The sequence below is a fragment of the Caballeronia arvi genome, from assembly GCF_001544695.2.
GTDB classification, from domain to species: Bacteria; Pseudomonadota; Gammaproteobacteria; order Burkholderiales; family Burkholderiaceae; genus Caballeronia; species Caballeronia arvi.
Window position 1 is genome coordinate 80,494 of sequence record NZ_FCOM02000031.1, and the last position, 12,763, is coordinate 93,256.

Consider the following 12,763-nt stretch of genomic DNA (forward strand, 5'->3'; position numbering starts at 1 on the left):
GGTGCTGCTGACTGCGGATTGTTTCCTTTCGCTGACGGTTATTCGGTAGCGCCTAGAGCAACTCGTAGGTGTTCTTCGCATAGTCCTCGGCGGCGTACTGCGGCTTGCTCGCGCCGAATGCTTCGCGTGGCTGACGGCTTTTTCTCGTCAGACCGATATACGGCATGCCGTGCTCGAGAAACGGCCCTTCTGTCTTGCGAAAGCCGAATGCTTCGTAGAACCCGCGCAGGCTCACCGGCGCGGTAAGGCGCACACAGCGGCCGGGCCAGCGCTCGGCGGCCACCGCGAGCACGCGTTCGATCAATGCGTGCGCCGTGCCGTCGCCGCGGCGCAGCGGGCTCGTCAGGATTTTGTCGACCACCACTTCCGGATCGTCCGGATCGCCGGCGTGAATGCGCGCATAGGCGAGCACGGGCATCGAACGCGCCATATCTTCTGCTGCGAAAACGTGGGTGCCTGTTTCGTCGCGGCCATCTGCATCGAGATGGACATGCGATTGTTCGACGACGAACACCGCACTGCGCGCGCGCAAAATCAAATAAAGCTCACGCGCAGTGAGTTGTTCGAAATCCAGCGTTTTCCAGTTCATCGATTATCTCCATGCTTTACCGGTAATAACCGGCGTTGCGACGGTTGAACGTTACGTTCCGACCGGTCTTAATTCAGTGCGCCATCGCACCGACCCAGTCCGCGTGCGCCTTTCAAATAGGATCGACCACACGCAAGAAGGCGTCCCGGGGAAAAAGACGCCTGCGCGGCCATTCGAATGCTCACGCGGCAGCCCGCAATGCGGACCGCCGCGCGCGCTCGCTTTGCGTCGATAGCACTCGCGTAATACGGCACCTTCATGGGAAAATCACAATGCATACCGCCATCGGACGCGACAGAGACGCACAACTAAAAATCCATTCGCTCTTGTGCGCATGCGGTATCGGATGCCGGTATTTCCGGCCCGAGGTCATGGCATGAGCGCGTTCCATACGAGCGGTGTGACGAATTCAGGCGCGAGTCGTTCACGCGTCGTGTCGCTCGATCCTCTGCGCATGCGCGCGCGCCGTCATCATGCTCACGCGCTGCATCGCGGCGAGCGCATCTGGCGCGAAGGCTTCGCGCCCATCGATCTTTGGATAGAACTCCTGCACGGCAACGGACTCGAGCCGCGCGCGGCCCTTGCATTCACCGTTGCGCAGGACTTCGAAGCCGATCAGTTCACGCTCGGCAAGCTCCCGTACGAAGATATCGAGAAGCTCTATGGCCTGCAGGTGCATGAGCTCTCCATGTTCGATTCGCTCGAAGAGCGCGCGCTCGTCCAGACGCGCCGCGGGAACACCATACTCGTCGAAGTGGATGCGTTCTTTCTGCCCGACATGCGCACCGTTTCGTATCGGCGTGAGCATGCGAAAACGACCATCGGCATCGACGTGATCGATCCGGACGCGCGGCGTCTCGGCTACTTTCATCACACGGGATATCACTTGCTCGACGGCGATGATTACGACGGCATATTGCGCCCCGGCGCGACGCACGATGCGCATCGAACGCGCGGGTCCGCGCTCTTTCCTCACGTGGAATTCGTGAAGCGCGTGAAGGATCCGCTGGCGGGCACGCCGCTCGCCGAAATCTCGGCGGATCTGTTGTGCATGCATCTTTTGCGGCGCCCGATGCACAACCCCATTTCACGCTGGCGCGCGGCTTTTCCCGAACATGTCGATGCGATGATCGCGCGCGGCGAAGCCTATACGCATTTGTACGCGTTCAATGTGATGAGGCAGCTCGGCGCGAACTTCGAACTGCTTGCGCACTATCTGCACTGGATGCGCGAGCAAGGTTTCGATATTCCCGTTCAGACGCATGCGGGCGCACGCAAGATCGCAAGCGAGACGATGGTCATGCAATGCCGCCTCGCGCGCGCCATTTCGCGCGGACGTCGCGAGCTTTGCGAGGCGTCGTTCGACATCATCGAAGACACGTACGAGCGCGTCATTCCTTCTCTCGCGGATATCGTTTGCTGACTGCGTTCACGCGCGTTTGAGCGCCCATTTACCGGTTCAGCAAACGCTTGCTGCAAAAACACATTCGAGGCCCTGTTTCAAGGGGTTTTTCATTCGCTTACCTGCGCGACGGATATTCGTCCGGATGACCTCTTGATGTCTTTGCCGCAATTTATTTAAAGCGGCTCCCGCGCTGCTTAATCAGTTCCGCATGAGATTGTCCGCGATGAAACATTTCGCGACGCGTTTCGTCGGCGTGAAAGACGGCCCGAGACACACACATCCGATGAAATGCGTGCAAACGTTCACGCAGGAACACGTTCCTTCGTGCGTCGCGCCCCGTGCCGCAAGCCTGCCGGGGCTCTGTGGGCCACTACACGCTCGATACGCCGCCACCGATGCAGGAATGCGCGTGGCGTAGCGCACGTATTTTTCGGAACGTGCAATGGGCGCAACGTTTCTGCTTCAGGCAACGCCTCGCGCCAGGGATTTCACGTTTCCCCCAAACCCACGCCCGGCAAGGCTTTGCGGGGAATCAAGAGCGACGGAAAATAACGCGCGTTCGATAGCCCACTCAGCGCATGAAACACAGATGAATCATTTTTCAATGTCCCTACGAAAGAAGGTGCCCTTTTGAAGGGGCGTCGGCGTGTGAGGCCTGTCGCACGGTGATTAGATTCATCTGAAACCTCATTTGAGACGATTGCCCTGATGAAACTCATCGGGACACACGGCTATTCCTAAGACCACCCTTGTTCAATACTGAAACAAAAACGCTGCGCTGCGCTGCATCACGAAAATCTGATCCGCTATGAGGCCCCGCCAGCATTGCGATTGCCCGCATTGGCACAGTCCTCGCTAATAGAGACGCGCAACCCGAACCGACGCGAACAACAAAATCGATTCACGCGCCGACGGGCCGCTACGGGGCTGATGTGACGGTCTTCCTGTCTGGTCGCACGCGACTTATTCGGAAAGACCCCATCAGTAAATAAAAGTGAAGCGCAACGCGCGAAGTTTCGAGAGAGAACAATCATGCTGACCCTCCAGTCCGACCTGCACGGCAATCACCTGCTCGGCGCACTTCCGGCGCACGAATGGCAAGCACTCACGCCGCATCTCGAACTCGTGCAACTGCGCACCGAGCAGTTGCTGTGCGATTCGGGCCAGCGCATCCACCACGTCTATTTCCCGACGACGGCGATCATCTCGCTGCTTCACACGATGGAAGACGGCGGTTCGGTCGAAATCGCCGCCGTGGGCCGCGAAGGCATGACCGGCGTGCCCGTGCTGACCGGCGGCGAAACGATGCCGACGCGCGTGCAGGTGCAGTGCCCCGGCTTCGCGTATCGCATGAGCGCGCAAGCCCTGCGCGAGCAGTTCGGCCGCTCTGACTTTCTGCGCCGCCTGATGCTCCTTTATATGCAGGCTCTGCTCACCCAGGTCGCGCAGACGGCCGCGTGCAACCGCCATCATTCGCTGAACAAGCAACTTTGCCGCTGGCTGCTGATCGAAATCGACCGTACCGCGTCGAACGAACTGCAAGTCACGCAGCAACTCATCGCCGACATGCTGGGCGTGCGCCGCGAAGGCGTGACCGAAGCGGCGGGCAAGCTTCATGACGCGGGTCTCATCCATCACAGCCGCGGCTGCATCAAGGTCGTGGATCGCGAGGGCCTCGAAGCCCGCGCCTGCGAGTGCTACGGTCTCGTCAAGCGCGAATTCGACCGGCTGCTCCCGCGTCTTCGTGCAACCGAGGCAGCAACGGCCTCGAGCGTTTAACGGTCTGGATTAATGCAAGAAAAAAATCACGGTTTGTTTGCTTGGCTGGCACGTTGTCTCGATGTATGTCTCATCATTGCGGGCGGATTGATCGCGCATGACCTACGCTTTTCGTCGCTCGACATCAGCGACATAGAAAAGCTGCTGATCGCGTTCAATTCCGCACTCGCTCTCGTCCTTTTCCCCGCATTCGGCGTGTACGAAACCTGGCGCGGCAAGCCGCTCGCGGAGATGTTCGCGCGCGTCACGCTCGCATGGATGGCCGTCGTCGCGGCGGGCCTTCTGCTCGCCTTCACGCTGCATCGCATGGATGCCGTGTCGCGCCTCTGGTTCGCCTATTCGACGCTCATCTCCGGCGCGCTCATCATCGCGGCGAAACTGATCGCCTATTCGGCGTTGCGCCTGATGCGCGGCCGCGGCCTGAACCAGCGCACCGTGGCGATCGTCGGCGCGCAAGGTTTTTCGCGGACCCTGCTCGCGCACCTGTGCAGCACGCCCGAGCAAGGCTTCACGCCCGTGTGCGTGCTCGATACGACCAGCGCAGAGGAACTGCGGGCCACCGGCCTCGACGGCGTGCCCGCGCCGACGACCGCTGTCGGCATGGAAGGCAAACGTTTGCCTGTCCTGAACGCTTTCGACGACCTCGTCGACAAGGTGCGCGCCGAGGAGATCGACGAAGTCTGGCTCGCGCTGCCGCTGTCGCAGGAACACACGATCTACCGCTTCGTGCACGCGTTGCGCCATGACTTCGTGAATCTGCGGCTGATTCCGGACACGCGCAGCATTTCGCTCTTCAATCATTCGATGACCGATGTCGCGGGGCTCGCCACCATCAACCTGACGACGTCGCCCGGCAACAGCTTCCAGATGTGGCCGAAGCTGGTCTTCGACCGCCTGTTCGCGGCGACCGCGATCCTGGCGCTCGCGCCGCTTTTGATCGCGATTTCGATTGCCGTAAAGGTGACCTCGAAGGGACCGGTTTTCTTCACGCAGCACCGCAAGGGCGCGGACGGACGGCCGTTTCGCATCTACAAGTTCCGCTCGATGGCGGTGCATCGGGAAAACCACGGCCACGTCACGCAGGCGACGCACAGCGATCCGCGTGTGACGAAGGTCGGCGCGTTCCTGCGGCGCACGAGCCTCGACGAGCTGCCGCAGTTTTTCAACGTGCTGTTCGGGCACATGTCGGTGGTGGGTCCGCGCCCGCATGCGATCGAGCACGACGATCTGTACAAGGATCTCGTCTACGGCTACATGTTCCGCTACCGCATCAAGCCGGGCATCACCGGCTGGGCGCAGGTGAACGGCTATCGCGGCGCGACGGAAAAGGTCGAGAAGATGCAGAGCCGCGTGAAATTCGACCTCTTCTACATCGACAACTGGTCGTTCTGGTTCGACCTCAAGATCGTCGCGATGACGATGTTCAAGGGATTCATCGGACGCAACGCGTATTGATCGATGGGTTTGCCTGCGGCACGCGCGACGGCTCGAAAAACGCGATATCGTGAGTGGATCGCCATTGGACCGTGGCCGCGAGGAAATCGATCATGTTCGGCAGACACGCGCATCGGGAGCCGCGTCAGAGCGCGGCCATTCACGTCATGACGGGCATGCAGGGCGAAAGACAGAAACGTCGCCGCATGTCCGACTCCGGCCATCTGCGGCTCGCGATACTCGAATCGATCGGCGAATGCGCGCGCGATGCGCAGGGCGTCATCGAGGCGCTCACGGCGCGCTGCGGAGGCTTCTACGGCCCGAGCCCGGGTTTCGTCTATCCGATGCTTTCGCTGCTCGAAGATCAGGGCTACGTCGCGGCGGACGAGCCGGACGGCACGCGCCGACGCTACACGATCACGCCTGCCGGGCGCCGTTATCTCGACGAGAACCAGCCGTTCCTCAACGCGATCAGCGCAGAGCGTTCCGCGAGCGCGCCCGCGTTGCGCGATGCGCTCGATCGGCTGAAACACGCGCTCGTGCGGCGCGCGCGCCTGGACGGCGACGAAGCCGCCCGGCTGGAACAGATGCGGGAAATCCTGACGCGCGCGGCGCGCGAAATCGAAGCGCTGTGAGCCGGCGCGTCTTTTTTTACTTGTAGTCGATCCGCTCGACGCCCGTTTCCGTGCCGAGCAGGCAGATATTCGCGCCGCGGGCCGCGAACAGACCGACTGTCACGACGCCCGGCCATGCGTTGATCTGCGCTTCGAGCGCGCGCGGATCGGCGATCTTCAGCCCTTTCACGTCGATGATTTCGTTGCCGTTGTCGGTGATGTAAGGTGCTCCGTCCTTCGTCACGCGCAGAACCGGCACGCCGCCGAGCGCCGCGAGCTTGCGGCCGATCGCGGTGCGTGCCATCGGCACGACTTCGACGGGCAGCGGGAACGTGCCCATCACCGGCACGCGCTTGCTTGCATCGGCGATGCACACGAACACGTCCGCCACCGATGCGACGATTTTTTCGCGCGTCAGAGCGCCGCCGCCGCCTTTGATCATCGCGCCGCTGGCGTCGATTTCGTCGGCGCCGTCGACGTACACGGGCAGCGTCTCGATGTCGTTCAGATCGAACACTTCGATGCCGTGCGATTCGAGCCGCGCCGTGCTCGCCACAGAGCTCGACACCGCGCCGCGATACCGCGCTTTCGATTTCGCGATGGCGTCGATGAAGCAATTGGCCGTCGATCCGGTTCCGACGCCGATGATCGCGCCTTCCGGTACGTTCGCGTTCACGTAGTCGGCGGCGGCCTGGCCGACCAGTTGCTTGAGTTCGTCTTGGGTCATGGGAGCGGTGGTGCTTTCGGAGAAAACTGAGATTTTATCGGAGCGCGGGCGCGGGCCGCGCGGATCACGCGATCGCGCGCAGAAAACCGAGCGGATCGTGCGAGCGCGCAACCGACGCGATGAACGCGAACACGACGATCGCCAGCACGCCATACACGGCGCGCGCGCCCTTCGTGCGGCCGCGCTTCAGCGCGAACGTGCCGAGCACGATATAGACGACGAGGCCCGCGATCTTCGCGGAAAGCCACGCGGCATTCGCACTGAAGCCGATGATCGCGACCAGCGCGACGGCGCTCGCGAGCAGAAGCGTGTCGATGACGTGCGGGAGGACTTTCGTCGGGCGCGCGGCGAGGAGGCGCGAATCCGTCAGCATCCAGATCCAGCGCAGCACGAATCCGGCGATGGAAAGGCCCGCGCAGGTCATGTGAATCGCGCGTAGCGAGAGAAAATGATCGGCCATCGCGGGCTCCTTTTTTTAGTTGGCGAAGTACTTGTCGAGCAAGGCCTGGGCGATGGCGTCGCTTTCCGCGTCGGCGTTGCCTGCGTAGTCCGACGGGCGGAAGTGCATCTGAAAGGCGCTGAAGACGCGGCGTGTTTTGTCGTCGAGCACGCCGTCGGTCGCGACGTCGTAGCCATAGCGCTTCAGTTTTTCCTGCAGCGCGCGCACGTCGGAGGGCGCTTGCCGGTCGCGGCCGGCGAGATGCGCGACCACGGTCGCGTCGTCGGGCCATGCGCCCACGCCGGCATCGTACAGGGCGCGCCACGGAAACAGCGGGCCGGGATCGATCTTGCGTTGCGGCGCGATGTCGCTATGGCCGACGACGCGCGTCGGCGGAATGGCGTAGCGCGTGACGATGTCGCGCGAGAGCCTGATGAGTGCATCGATTTGCGCGGGCGGGTACGGCTGCCATTTTCCATCGCCGATAGGGCCGAGGTTCACGTTCTCGATGCCGATCGATGAGGCGTTGAGTTCGGTCGCGCCTTGCCAGGAGCTTAGGCCGGCGTGCCATGCGCGCTTGTCTTCGGGCACGAGTTGATAGACGACGGGTTCGCCTTTTTCGATGCGCGGGACGTCGGGGACGATGTAGTGGACGCTGACCGAGTCGCCGGTCAGGACCTCTATGGAACCCGCTTCGTCGATCTCGGTGTAGTGCATCACGAGGAAGCGGATGCGGGCGTCGGCGTTTTGGGCGTGGTAGCGCGTGTCGGCGATGTAGGTGGTGCGGTCGAGTTGGGTGGTGCAGGCGGTGAGAAAACACGCCGATATCAATGCGGCCAGCGCTCTAGTCAAACTCATCGAACAGTCTACTTTGTACATCCGCGGTTCCTGGCTTCGCCGATTTGATTGCCTTCTCCCGATCGAAGTCGGCGTCCCAGCGCGAAAGCACCCATCGCTTGTGCTCGAGCAGAACATGGGTATCTGGCTGGTCCTCGGACAATCTGGGCAAACGAATTCGGCGGTTCGCAAGCGAACCATATTCGCTATCACGCAGCTTGGGCGAAACAAACACTTCGTAGGTCTTCGGTTCGATCGCGATCAGCGCCCGATCGTAAAGTGTGTGCAGATCGGCCCTCAACAGTAGTCCGTTTCGCACATCATTAGTCTTCTCGCCAAAATAGCGATGGATATGCGCGGCCTCCAGCACCTGTACGACGTCGCAACCCGATATTGCGCATCGGTGATCGTATGCCTGCAAGAGTGACGTCCGAAACGCGCCTTGCCCTTCACGCAGAACAATCGTCGCGTCTATCCACCTGCGCTCGTCTTCGAAACTCAGTGGCAAAGGCATGGCCGCCGAGCGGACGGCGCCTTCCAGTCGCTCAACTGACGCCTCGGTTCCTGTCTCGCGTGCCTCTTGAACGCTTGACAAAAGGAAATAACCGTCCTTCCAGTCAGTGACGTGCGCTAAGCCAAGGACTTGATAACGGGGATTGGGCTTGCGCTTGACCTGCAGCATCACTCCGACAGGAATGTTGTGGTCGCGGCAAGCCAGTAAGCCACGGTTCGTGTACTGGCTGTCACGCTGAGCGGGATCAAGCTGCTCTTGGAAGTATCGATAGGTCCACGCACCATCGGCACTGAATTTTGGCGCGAGATCAGCGTAAGGGCCGCCAAGCGATTGACGCACACTTACTGCGTAGTCGATATCTTTCGGCTTATAAATTCCCTTCGCTTTCGTGGCGACAAGCGTTCCGTCTTGCAGTGGTTGAGGCCATGACACCTCTTGCCCCTTATGACTATCGAACCACTGCAAGACCGCTCGATGCGCTGGAGTCAGACGTTCAAAGATTGAGCTAAGAGATGCCATGCAATTGCGCGCTTAACGTTGTGCCCACGTTGCCTTACTTCTTCACCGCCCTCTGCCTGACCGCCTCGAACAGACACACGCCCGACGCCACTGAAACATTGAGACTCTCGACCGTCCCCGCCATCGGGATATTCATGATCTCGTCGCACGTCTCGCGGGTCAACCGCCGCATGCCCTCACCCTCAGCGCCGACGACGATCGCCACCGGCCCCTCCAGCTTCGTCTCGTAAAGCGACGCGGTCGCCTCGCCGGCCGTGCCGATCACCCAGACGCCCGCATCCTTGAGTTCGCGCAGCGCGCGCGCCAGATTCGTCACGGTGATATACGGCACGCTTTCCGCCGCGCCGCTCGCCACCTTCGCCGCCGTCGCATTCAGGCCCGCCGAGCGGTCGCGCGGCGCGATCACCGCGTGCGCGCCCGCCGCATCCGCGACACGCAGACACGCGCCCAGGTTGTGCGGATCGGTGACGCCATCGAGCACCAGCAGCAATGGCGTGCCGGAAATGCCATCGAGCAGTTCGGCCAGATTCTGCGCAAGCGGCAGATCGTGCGCACGCGCGACCACGCCCTGATGCTGAACGTTGCCCGAGAGGCCCCACAGCCGCGCTTCGTCCGCCGCGATCAGCCGCACGCCCGCCTCCTTCGCGGTCCGCAGAAAGTCCTGCATGCGCCGATCCTTGCGCGACGGGTCGTACAGCACCTCCTCGATCGACGATGCATCCGCGCGCAGACGCGCGGTCACTGCGTGAAAACCGTATAGAACCTTGAGACGTGACATGACTGATCCGAACCTTCGCTGAGAACTTGAAAAACACGACGCGGCCCGAAGCAATCGCCAACGGGCCGCGCGTATTCGTTTGGCGGCGTCGTGCGCGCCGCTCGTGTATATCGCTTCTTACCGCTTCTTGCGTGCCGCGCGTCCGCTCGAGGCCGTCTTCGCCGCGCCGCGCTTCGTCGGCGCGCCGCCACGCGCGCCGCCTGGCGCTGCGCCCTTCTTCGTGCCGCCGCGCGCGCGCGTGCCCGGCATGTCGTCGTCGGGCAGCGAACGAATGCGCGGACCCGCGACACCGCTGCCGCTCGACGCCATTTCCACGCCACCCGTCGATGACGACGGACGCGGCGCCAGCGACTTCACCGGCGTATCGCGCACGAGCCGGAAATCGATCTTGCGCGCGTCGAGATCCACACGGCTCACCTGCACGCGCACGCGATCCGACATCCGGTAGCGGATGCCCGTGCGCTCGCCGCGCAGCTCGTTCTTGATCTCGTCGTACTGGAAGTAGTCGGAGCCGAGCTCGGTCACATGCACGAGCCCTTCGATGAACAACGAATCCAGTTGCACGAAAATGCCGAACGACGTCACGCCGTTGACCATGCCGCCGTATTCCTCGCCGAGCTTGTCGCGCATGAAATAGCACTTGAGCCACGCTTCGACGTCGCGCGAGGCTTCGTCGGCGCGCCGTTCGTTCGACGAGCAATGCAGGCCCAGTTCCTCCCAGATCGCGACGCTGTTGCGCGAGCGGCCGCGCGCGGTGTCGTCGGCCTTCTGCATTTCGCGTGCGGCTTTCGTCAAGCCCGTGCTCAGCGAGACATCGTGCCCGACGTCCGGCAGATACTTCTTGCCCTGCAGAATCGCGTAGATCGCGCGATGCGTGAGCAAGTCGGGATAACGTCGAATCGGGCTCGTGAAGTGCGCGTACGCTTCATACGCGAGCCCGAAATGGCCGATGTTGTCCGGGCTGTACACGGCTTGCTGCATCGAGCGCAGCACCATCGATTGCAACATCTGCGCGTCGGGCCGGTCGCGGATCTGCGCGATCAGCGCGGCGTAATCGCTCGCGTGCGGCTTCTCGCCGCCGGTCAGCGTCAGACCGACGCCGCGCAGGAACGTGCGCAGGTTTTCCAGCTTTTCCTCGGTCGGCCCCGCATGCACGCGATACAGCCCCGGATGCTTGTTGCGCTTCAGAAAATCCGCCGCGCAGACGTTCGCCGCGAGCATGCATTCCTCGATCAGCCGATGCGCGTCGTTGCGATGACGCGGCACGATCTGCTCGATCTTGCCCTGCGAGTTCACGACGATATACGTCTCGGTCGTATCGAAATCGATCGCGCCGCGTTTCTGGCGCGCGGCATGCAGCGCCTTGTAGACGCCATAGAGATCCTGCAACTGCGGCAGGATATCGGCGCGCTTCGCCGCTTCCGGGCCCTTCGTGTTGGTGAGCACGGCCGCGACTTCGGTGTACGTCAGACGCGCCGCCGAATGCATCACGCCCGGATAGAACTGATACGCCTTGATCTCGCCGCGCGCGGTGATGACCATGTCGCACACGAGCACGCAGCGATCGACCTGCGGATTCAGCGAGCACAGACCGTTCGACAGCTTCTCCGGCAGCATCGGAATCACGCGGCGCGGGAAATACACCGACGTGCTGCGATCGAGCGCATCGACGTCGAGCGCATCGTTCGGGCGCACGTAGTGCGACACATCCGCGATGGCGACCAGCAGACGGTAACCCTGGCCGCGTCCGACCGCGACCTGCTCGCAATAGACGGCGTCGTCGAAATCGCGCGCGTCCTCGCCGTCGATGGTGACGAGCGGCACGTCGCGCAAATCGACGCGATGACGGATATCGACCGGACGCACTTCGTCCGGCAGCTTCGCGGCAGAAGCCAGCGCGGCGTCGCTGAACTCATGCGGCACGCCGTACTTGCGCACGGCGATCTCGATCTCCATGCCGGGATCGTCGATATCGCCGATCACTTCCATCACGCGTCCGAGCGGCTGCGAATGGCGGCTCGGGAAATCCGTCAGATCGACGGACACCACCTGCCCGACCTTGGCCTTCTTCGGATTCTGCGTGATGAGGATGTCGTGTCCGATGCGCTTGTCTTCCGGCACGAGAATGAGCGCGCCGTTCTCATTGATCAGCCGCCCGATGACGCGCTTGTTCGCGCGATCCGTGACCTCGACGATATGCCCTTCCGGCCGCCCGCGCCGGTCATACCCGACAATGCGCGCGAGCACGCGGTCGTTGTGCATGACCTTCTGCATTTCGCCGTTGGGAAGGAACAGATCGTCCTGGCCGTCATCGCGGATCAGGAAGCCGAAGCCGTCGCGATGCCCCTGGACGCGGCCCGCCACGAAATTCGACGGATGCGTGAGCTGATAGTGGCCACGCTTGTCGAGGCGGATCTGCCCGTCGCGTTCCATCGCCGCCAGTCGCTTGAAAAATCCTTCGCGCTCCTGACGCTTGATCGACAGCGCCTCGGCAATGTCGTTCGCGGCATGCGGTGTCTCGCTCGTGCGCAGCACGCCGAGAATTTCTTCGCGGCTCGGAATCGGATACGGATATTTGCTCAAGGGCGTAGTCGTGTTTTTTCTCGTTGGTCGGGACTTTTGCGATGCTTTGCAAACGGGAAGGCGGTCATCGTTGCGGGTCATTCTAACACCCGTCTTTTAAGCGCCACGGGGCTCGCGGGCCGACGCGGCGCGCCTGGCGCGCTGTCACGCGCATCGCATCGAAACTCTTGACAGGCGGACCAGACTCGCTATAATTGCGTTCTCTGCTGCTGAGGAACGCAACACACCCCAGCAACGCACCCTTGCCCAGGTGGCGGAATTGGTAGACGCACTAGGTTCAGGTCCTAGCGGTGGCAACACCGTGGAGGTTCGAGTCCTCTCTTGGGCACCAGATGTTTGAAAAAGCCACCCTCGGGTGGCTTTTTCTTTTTGTGCGGAGACCGTGGTTTTGTTTCAGACGAGTCGTATTACGTTTCGATTGACACGGCGTCCGTTCCCGCTAAAATAGCGGGCTTGCTGTACCCCTTGGCCCAGGTGGCGGAATTGGTAGACGCACTAGGTTCAGGTCCTAGCGGTGGCAACACCGTGGAGGTTCGAGTCCTCTC

The 12,763-nt window shown here is 62.1% G+C and carries 11 protein-coding genes and 1 tRNA gene; 5 read left to right on the top strand and 7 right to left on the bottom strand.

What is annotated here, in order from left to right:
* Positions 1–52 precede the first annotated feature (52 nt).
* On the bottom strand, positions 53–589 hold the full coding sequence (locus AWB74_RS27450) for a GNAT family N-acetyltransferase (protein ID WP_061149802.1): 537 nt from the start codon (positions 587–589) through the stop codon (positions 53–55).
* Between the two features lie 376 nt (positions 590–965).
* Between AWB74_RS27450 and AWB74_RS27455 the strand changes: the two genes are divergently transcribed.
* From AWB74_RS27455 to AWB74_RS27470, 4 genes are all read left to right on the top strand, one after another.
* Complete coding sequence (locus AWB74_RS27455; protein WP_061149803.1) at positions 966–2,012, top strand: DUF1839 family protein; 1,047 nt, start codon at positions 966–968, stop codon at positions 2,010–2,012.
* Between the two features lie 1,014 nt (positions 2,013–3,026).
* Positions 3,027–3,773 (top strand): Crp/Fnr family transcriptional regulator, encoded by a 747-nt coding sequence (locus AWB74_RS27460; RefSeq protein WP_061125427.1) that lies wholly within the window; start codon positions 3,027–3,029, stop codon positions 3,771–3,773.
* A 33-nt stretch (positions 3,774–3,806) separates the two neighbouring features.
* On the top strand, positions 3,807–5,228 hold the full coding sequence (locus AWB74_RS27465; RefSeq protein ID WP_061149819.1) for an undecaprenyl-phosphate glucose phosphotransferase: 1,422 nt from the start codon (positions 3,807–3,809) through the stop codon (positions 5,226–5,228).
* A gap of 92 nt (positions 5,229–5,320) precedes the next feature.
* Positions 5,321–5,842 (top strand): PadR family transcriptional regulator, encoded by a 522-nt coding sequence (locus AWB74_RS27470; protein WP_061149804.1) that lies wholly within the window; start codon positions 5,321–5,323, stop codon positions 5,840–5,842.
* A gap of 16 nt (positions 5,843–5,858) precedes the next feature.
* Here the strand turns inward: AWB74_RS27470 and rpiA are convergent, their stop codons facing one another.
* The 6 genes from rpiA to rnr all read right to left on the bottom strand — a co-directional run bounded on the left by rpiA (position 5,859) and on the right by rnr (position 12,218).
* Positions 5,859–6,548, bottom strand: coding sequence for a ribose-5-phosphate isomerase RpiA (gene rpiA / locus AWB74_RS27475; protein ID WP_061149805.1), 690 nt, complete (start codon positions 6,546–6,548; stop codon positions 5,859–5,861).
* Positions 6,549–6,612: 64 nt separating this feature from the next.
* The gene (locus AWB74_RS27480) at positions 6,613–7,008 is read right to left on the bottom strand and encodes a SirB2 family protein (protein WP_061149806.1); all 396 of its coding nucleotides are present in this window, start codon (positions 7,006–7,008) and stop codon (positions 6,613–6,615) included.
* A 15-nt stretch (positions 7,009–7,023) separates the two neighbouring features.
* Positions 7,024–7,845 carry an N-acetylmuramoyl-L-alanine amidase gene (locus AWB74_RS27485; RefSeq protein ID WP_061149807.1) on the bottom strand — a complete coding sequence of 274 codons (822 nt, stop codon included), beginning with the start codon at positions 7,843–7,845 and terminating at the stop codon, positions 7,024–7,026.
* On the bottom strand, positions 7,832–8,803 hold the full coding sequence (locus AWB74_RS27490) for an HNH endonuclease (RefSeq protein WP_061149808.1): 972 nt from the start codon (positions 8,801–8,803) through the stop codon (positions 7,832–7,834). Before AWB74_RS27490 ends, AWB74_RS27485 begins: the two co-directional genes overlap by 14 nt.
* A gap of 88 nt (positions 8,804–8,891) precedes the next feature.
* Positions 8,892–9,635 (bottom strand): 23S rRNA (guanosine(2251)-2'-O)-methyltransferase RlmB, encoded by a 744-nt coding sequence (gene rlmB / locus AWB74_RS27495; protein ID WP_061149809.1) that lies wholly within the window; start codon positions 9,633–9,635, stop codon positions 8,892–8,894.
* Between the two features lie 117 nt (positions 9,636–9,752).
* Complete coding sequence (rnr, locus tag AWB74_RS27500) at positions 9,753–12,218, bottom strand: ribonuclease R (RefSeq protein WP_061149810.1); 2,466 nt, start codon at positions 12,216–12,218, stop codon at positions 9,753–9,755.
* A 244-nt stretch (positions 12,219–12,462) separates the two neighbouring features.
* On the opposite strand from rnr, the gene AWB74_RS27505 reads away from it, so the two are divergent.
* Positions 12,463–12,549 (top strand) — tRNA-Leu (locus AWB74_RS27505).
* Positions 12,550–12,763 lie beyond the last annotated feature (214 nt).

Coding starts and splice junctions, on each gene's coding strand:
- AWB74_RS27450 (WP_061149802.1), bottom strand. CDS start 589: ATGAACTGGAAAACGCTGGATTTCGAACAACTCACTGCGCGTGAGCTT.
- AWB74_RS27455 (WP_061149803.1), top strand. CDS start 966: ATGAGCGCGTTCCATACGAGCGGTGTGACGAATTCAGGCGCGAGTCGT.
- AWB74_RS27460 (WP_061125427.1), top strand. CDS start 3,027: ATGCTGACCCTCCAGTCCGACCTGCACGGCAATCACCTGCTCGGCGCA.
- AWB74_RS27470 (WP_061149804.1), top strand. CDS start 5,321: ATGTTCGGCAGACACGCGCATCGGGAGCCGCGTCAGAGCGCGGCCATT.
- rpiA (WP_061149805.1), bottom strand. CDS start 6,548: ATGACCCAAGACGAACTCAAGCAACTGGTCGGCCAGGCCGCCGCCGAC.
- AWB74_RS27480 (WP_061149806.1), bottom strand. CDS start 7,008: ATGGCCGATCATTTTCTCTCGCTACGCGCGATTCACATGACCTGCGCG.
- AWB74_RS27485 (WP_061149807.1), bottom strand. CDS start 7,845: ATGAGTTTGACTAGAGCGCTGGCCGCATTGATATCGGCGTGTTTTCTC.
- rlmB (WP_061149809.1), bottom strand. CDS start 9,635: ATGTCACGTCTCAAGGTTCTATACGGTTTTCACGCAGTGACCGCGCGT.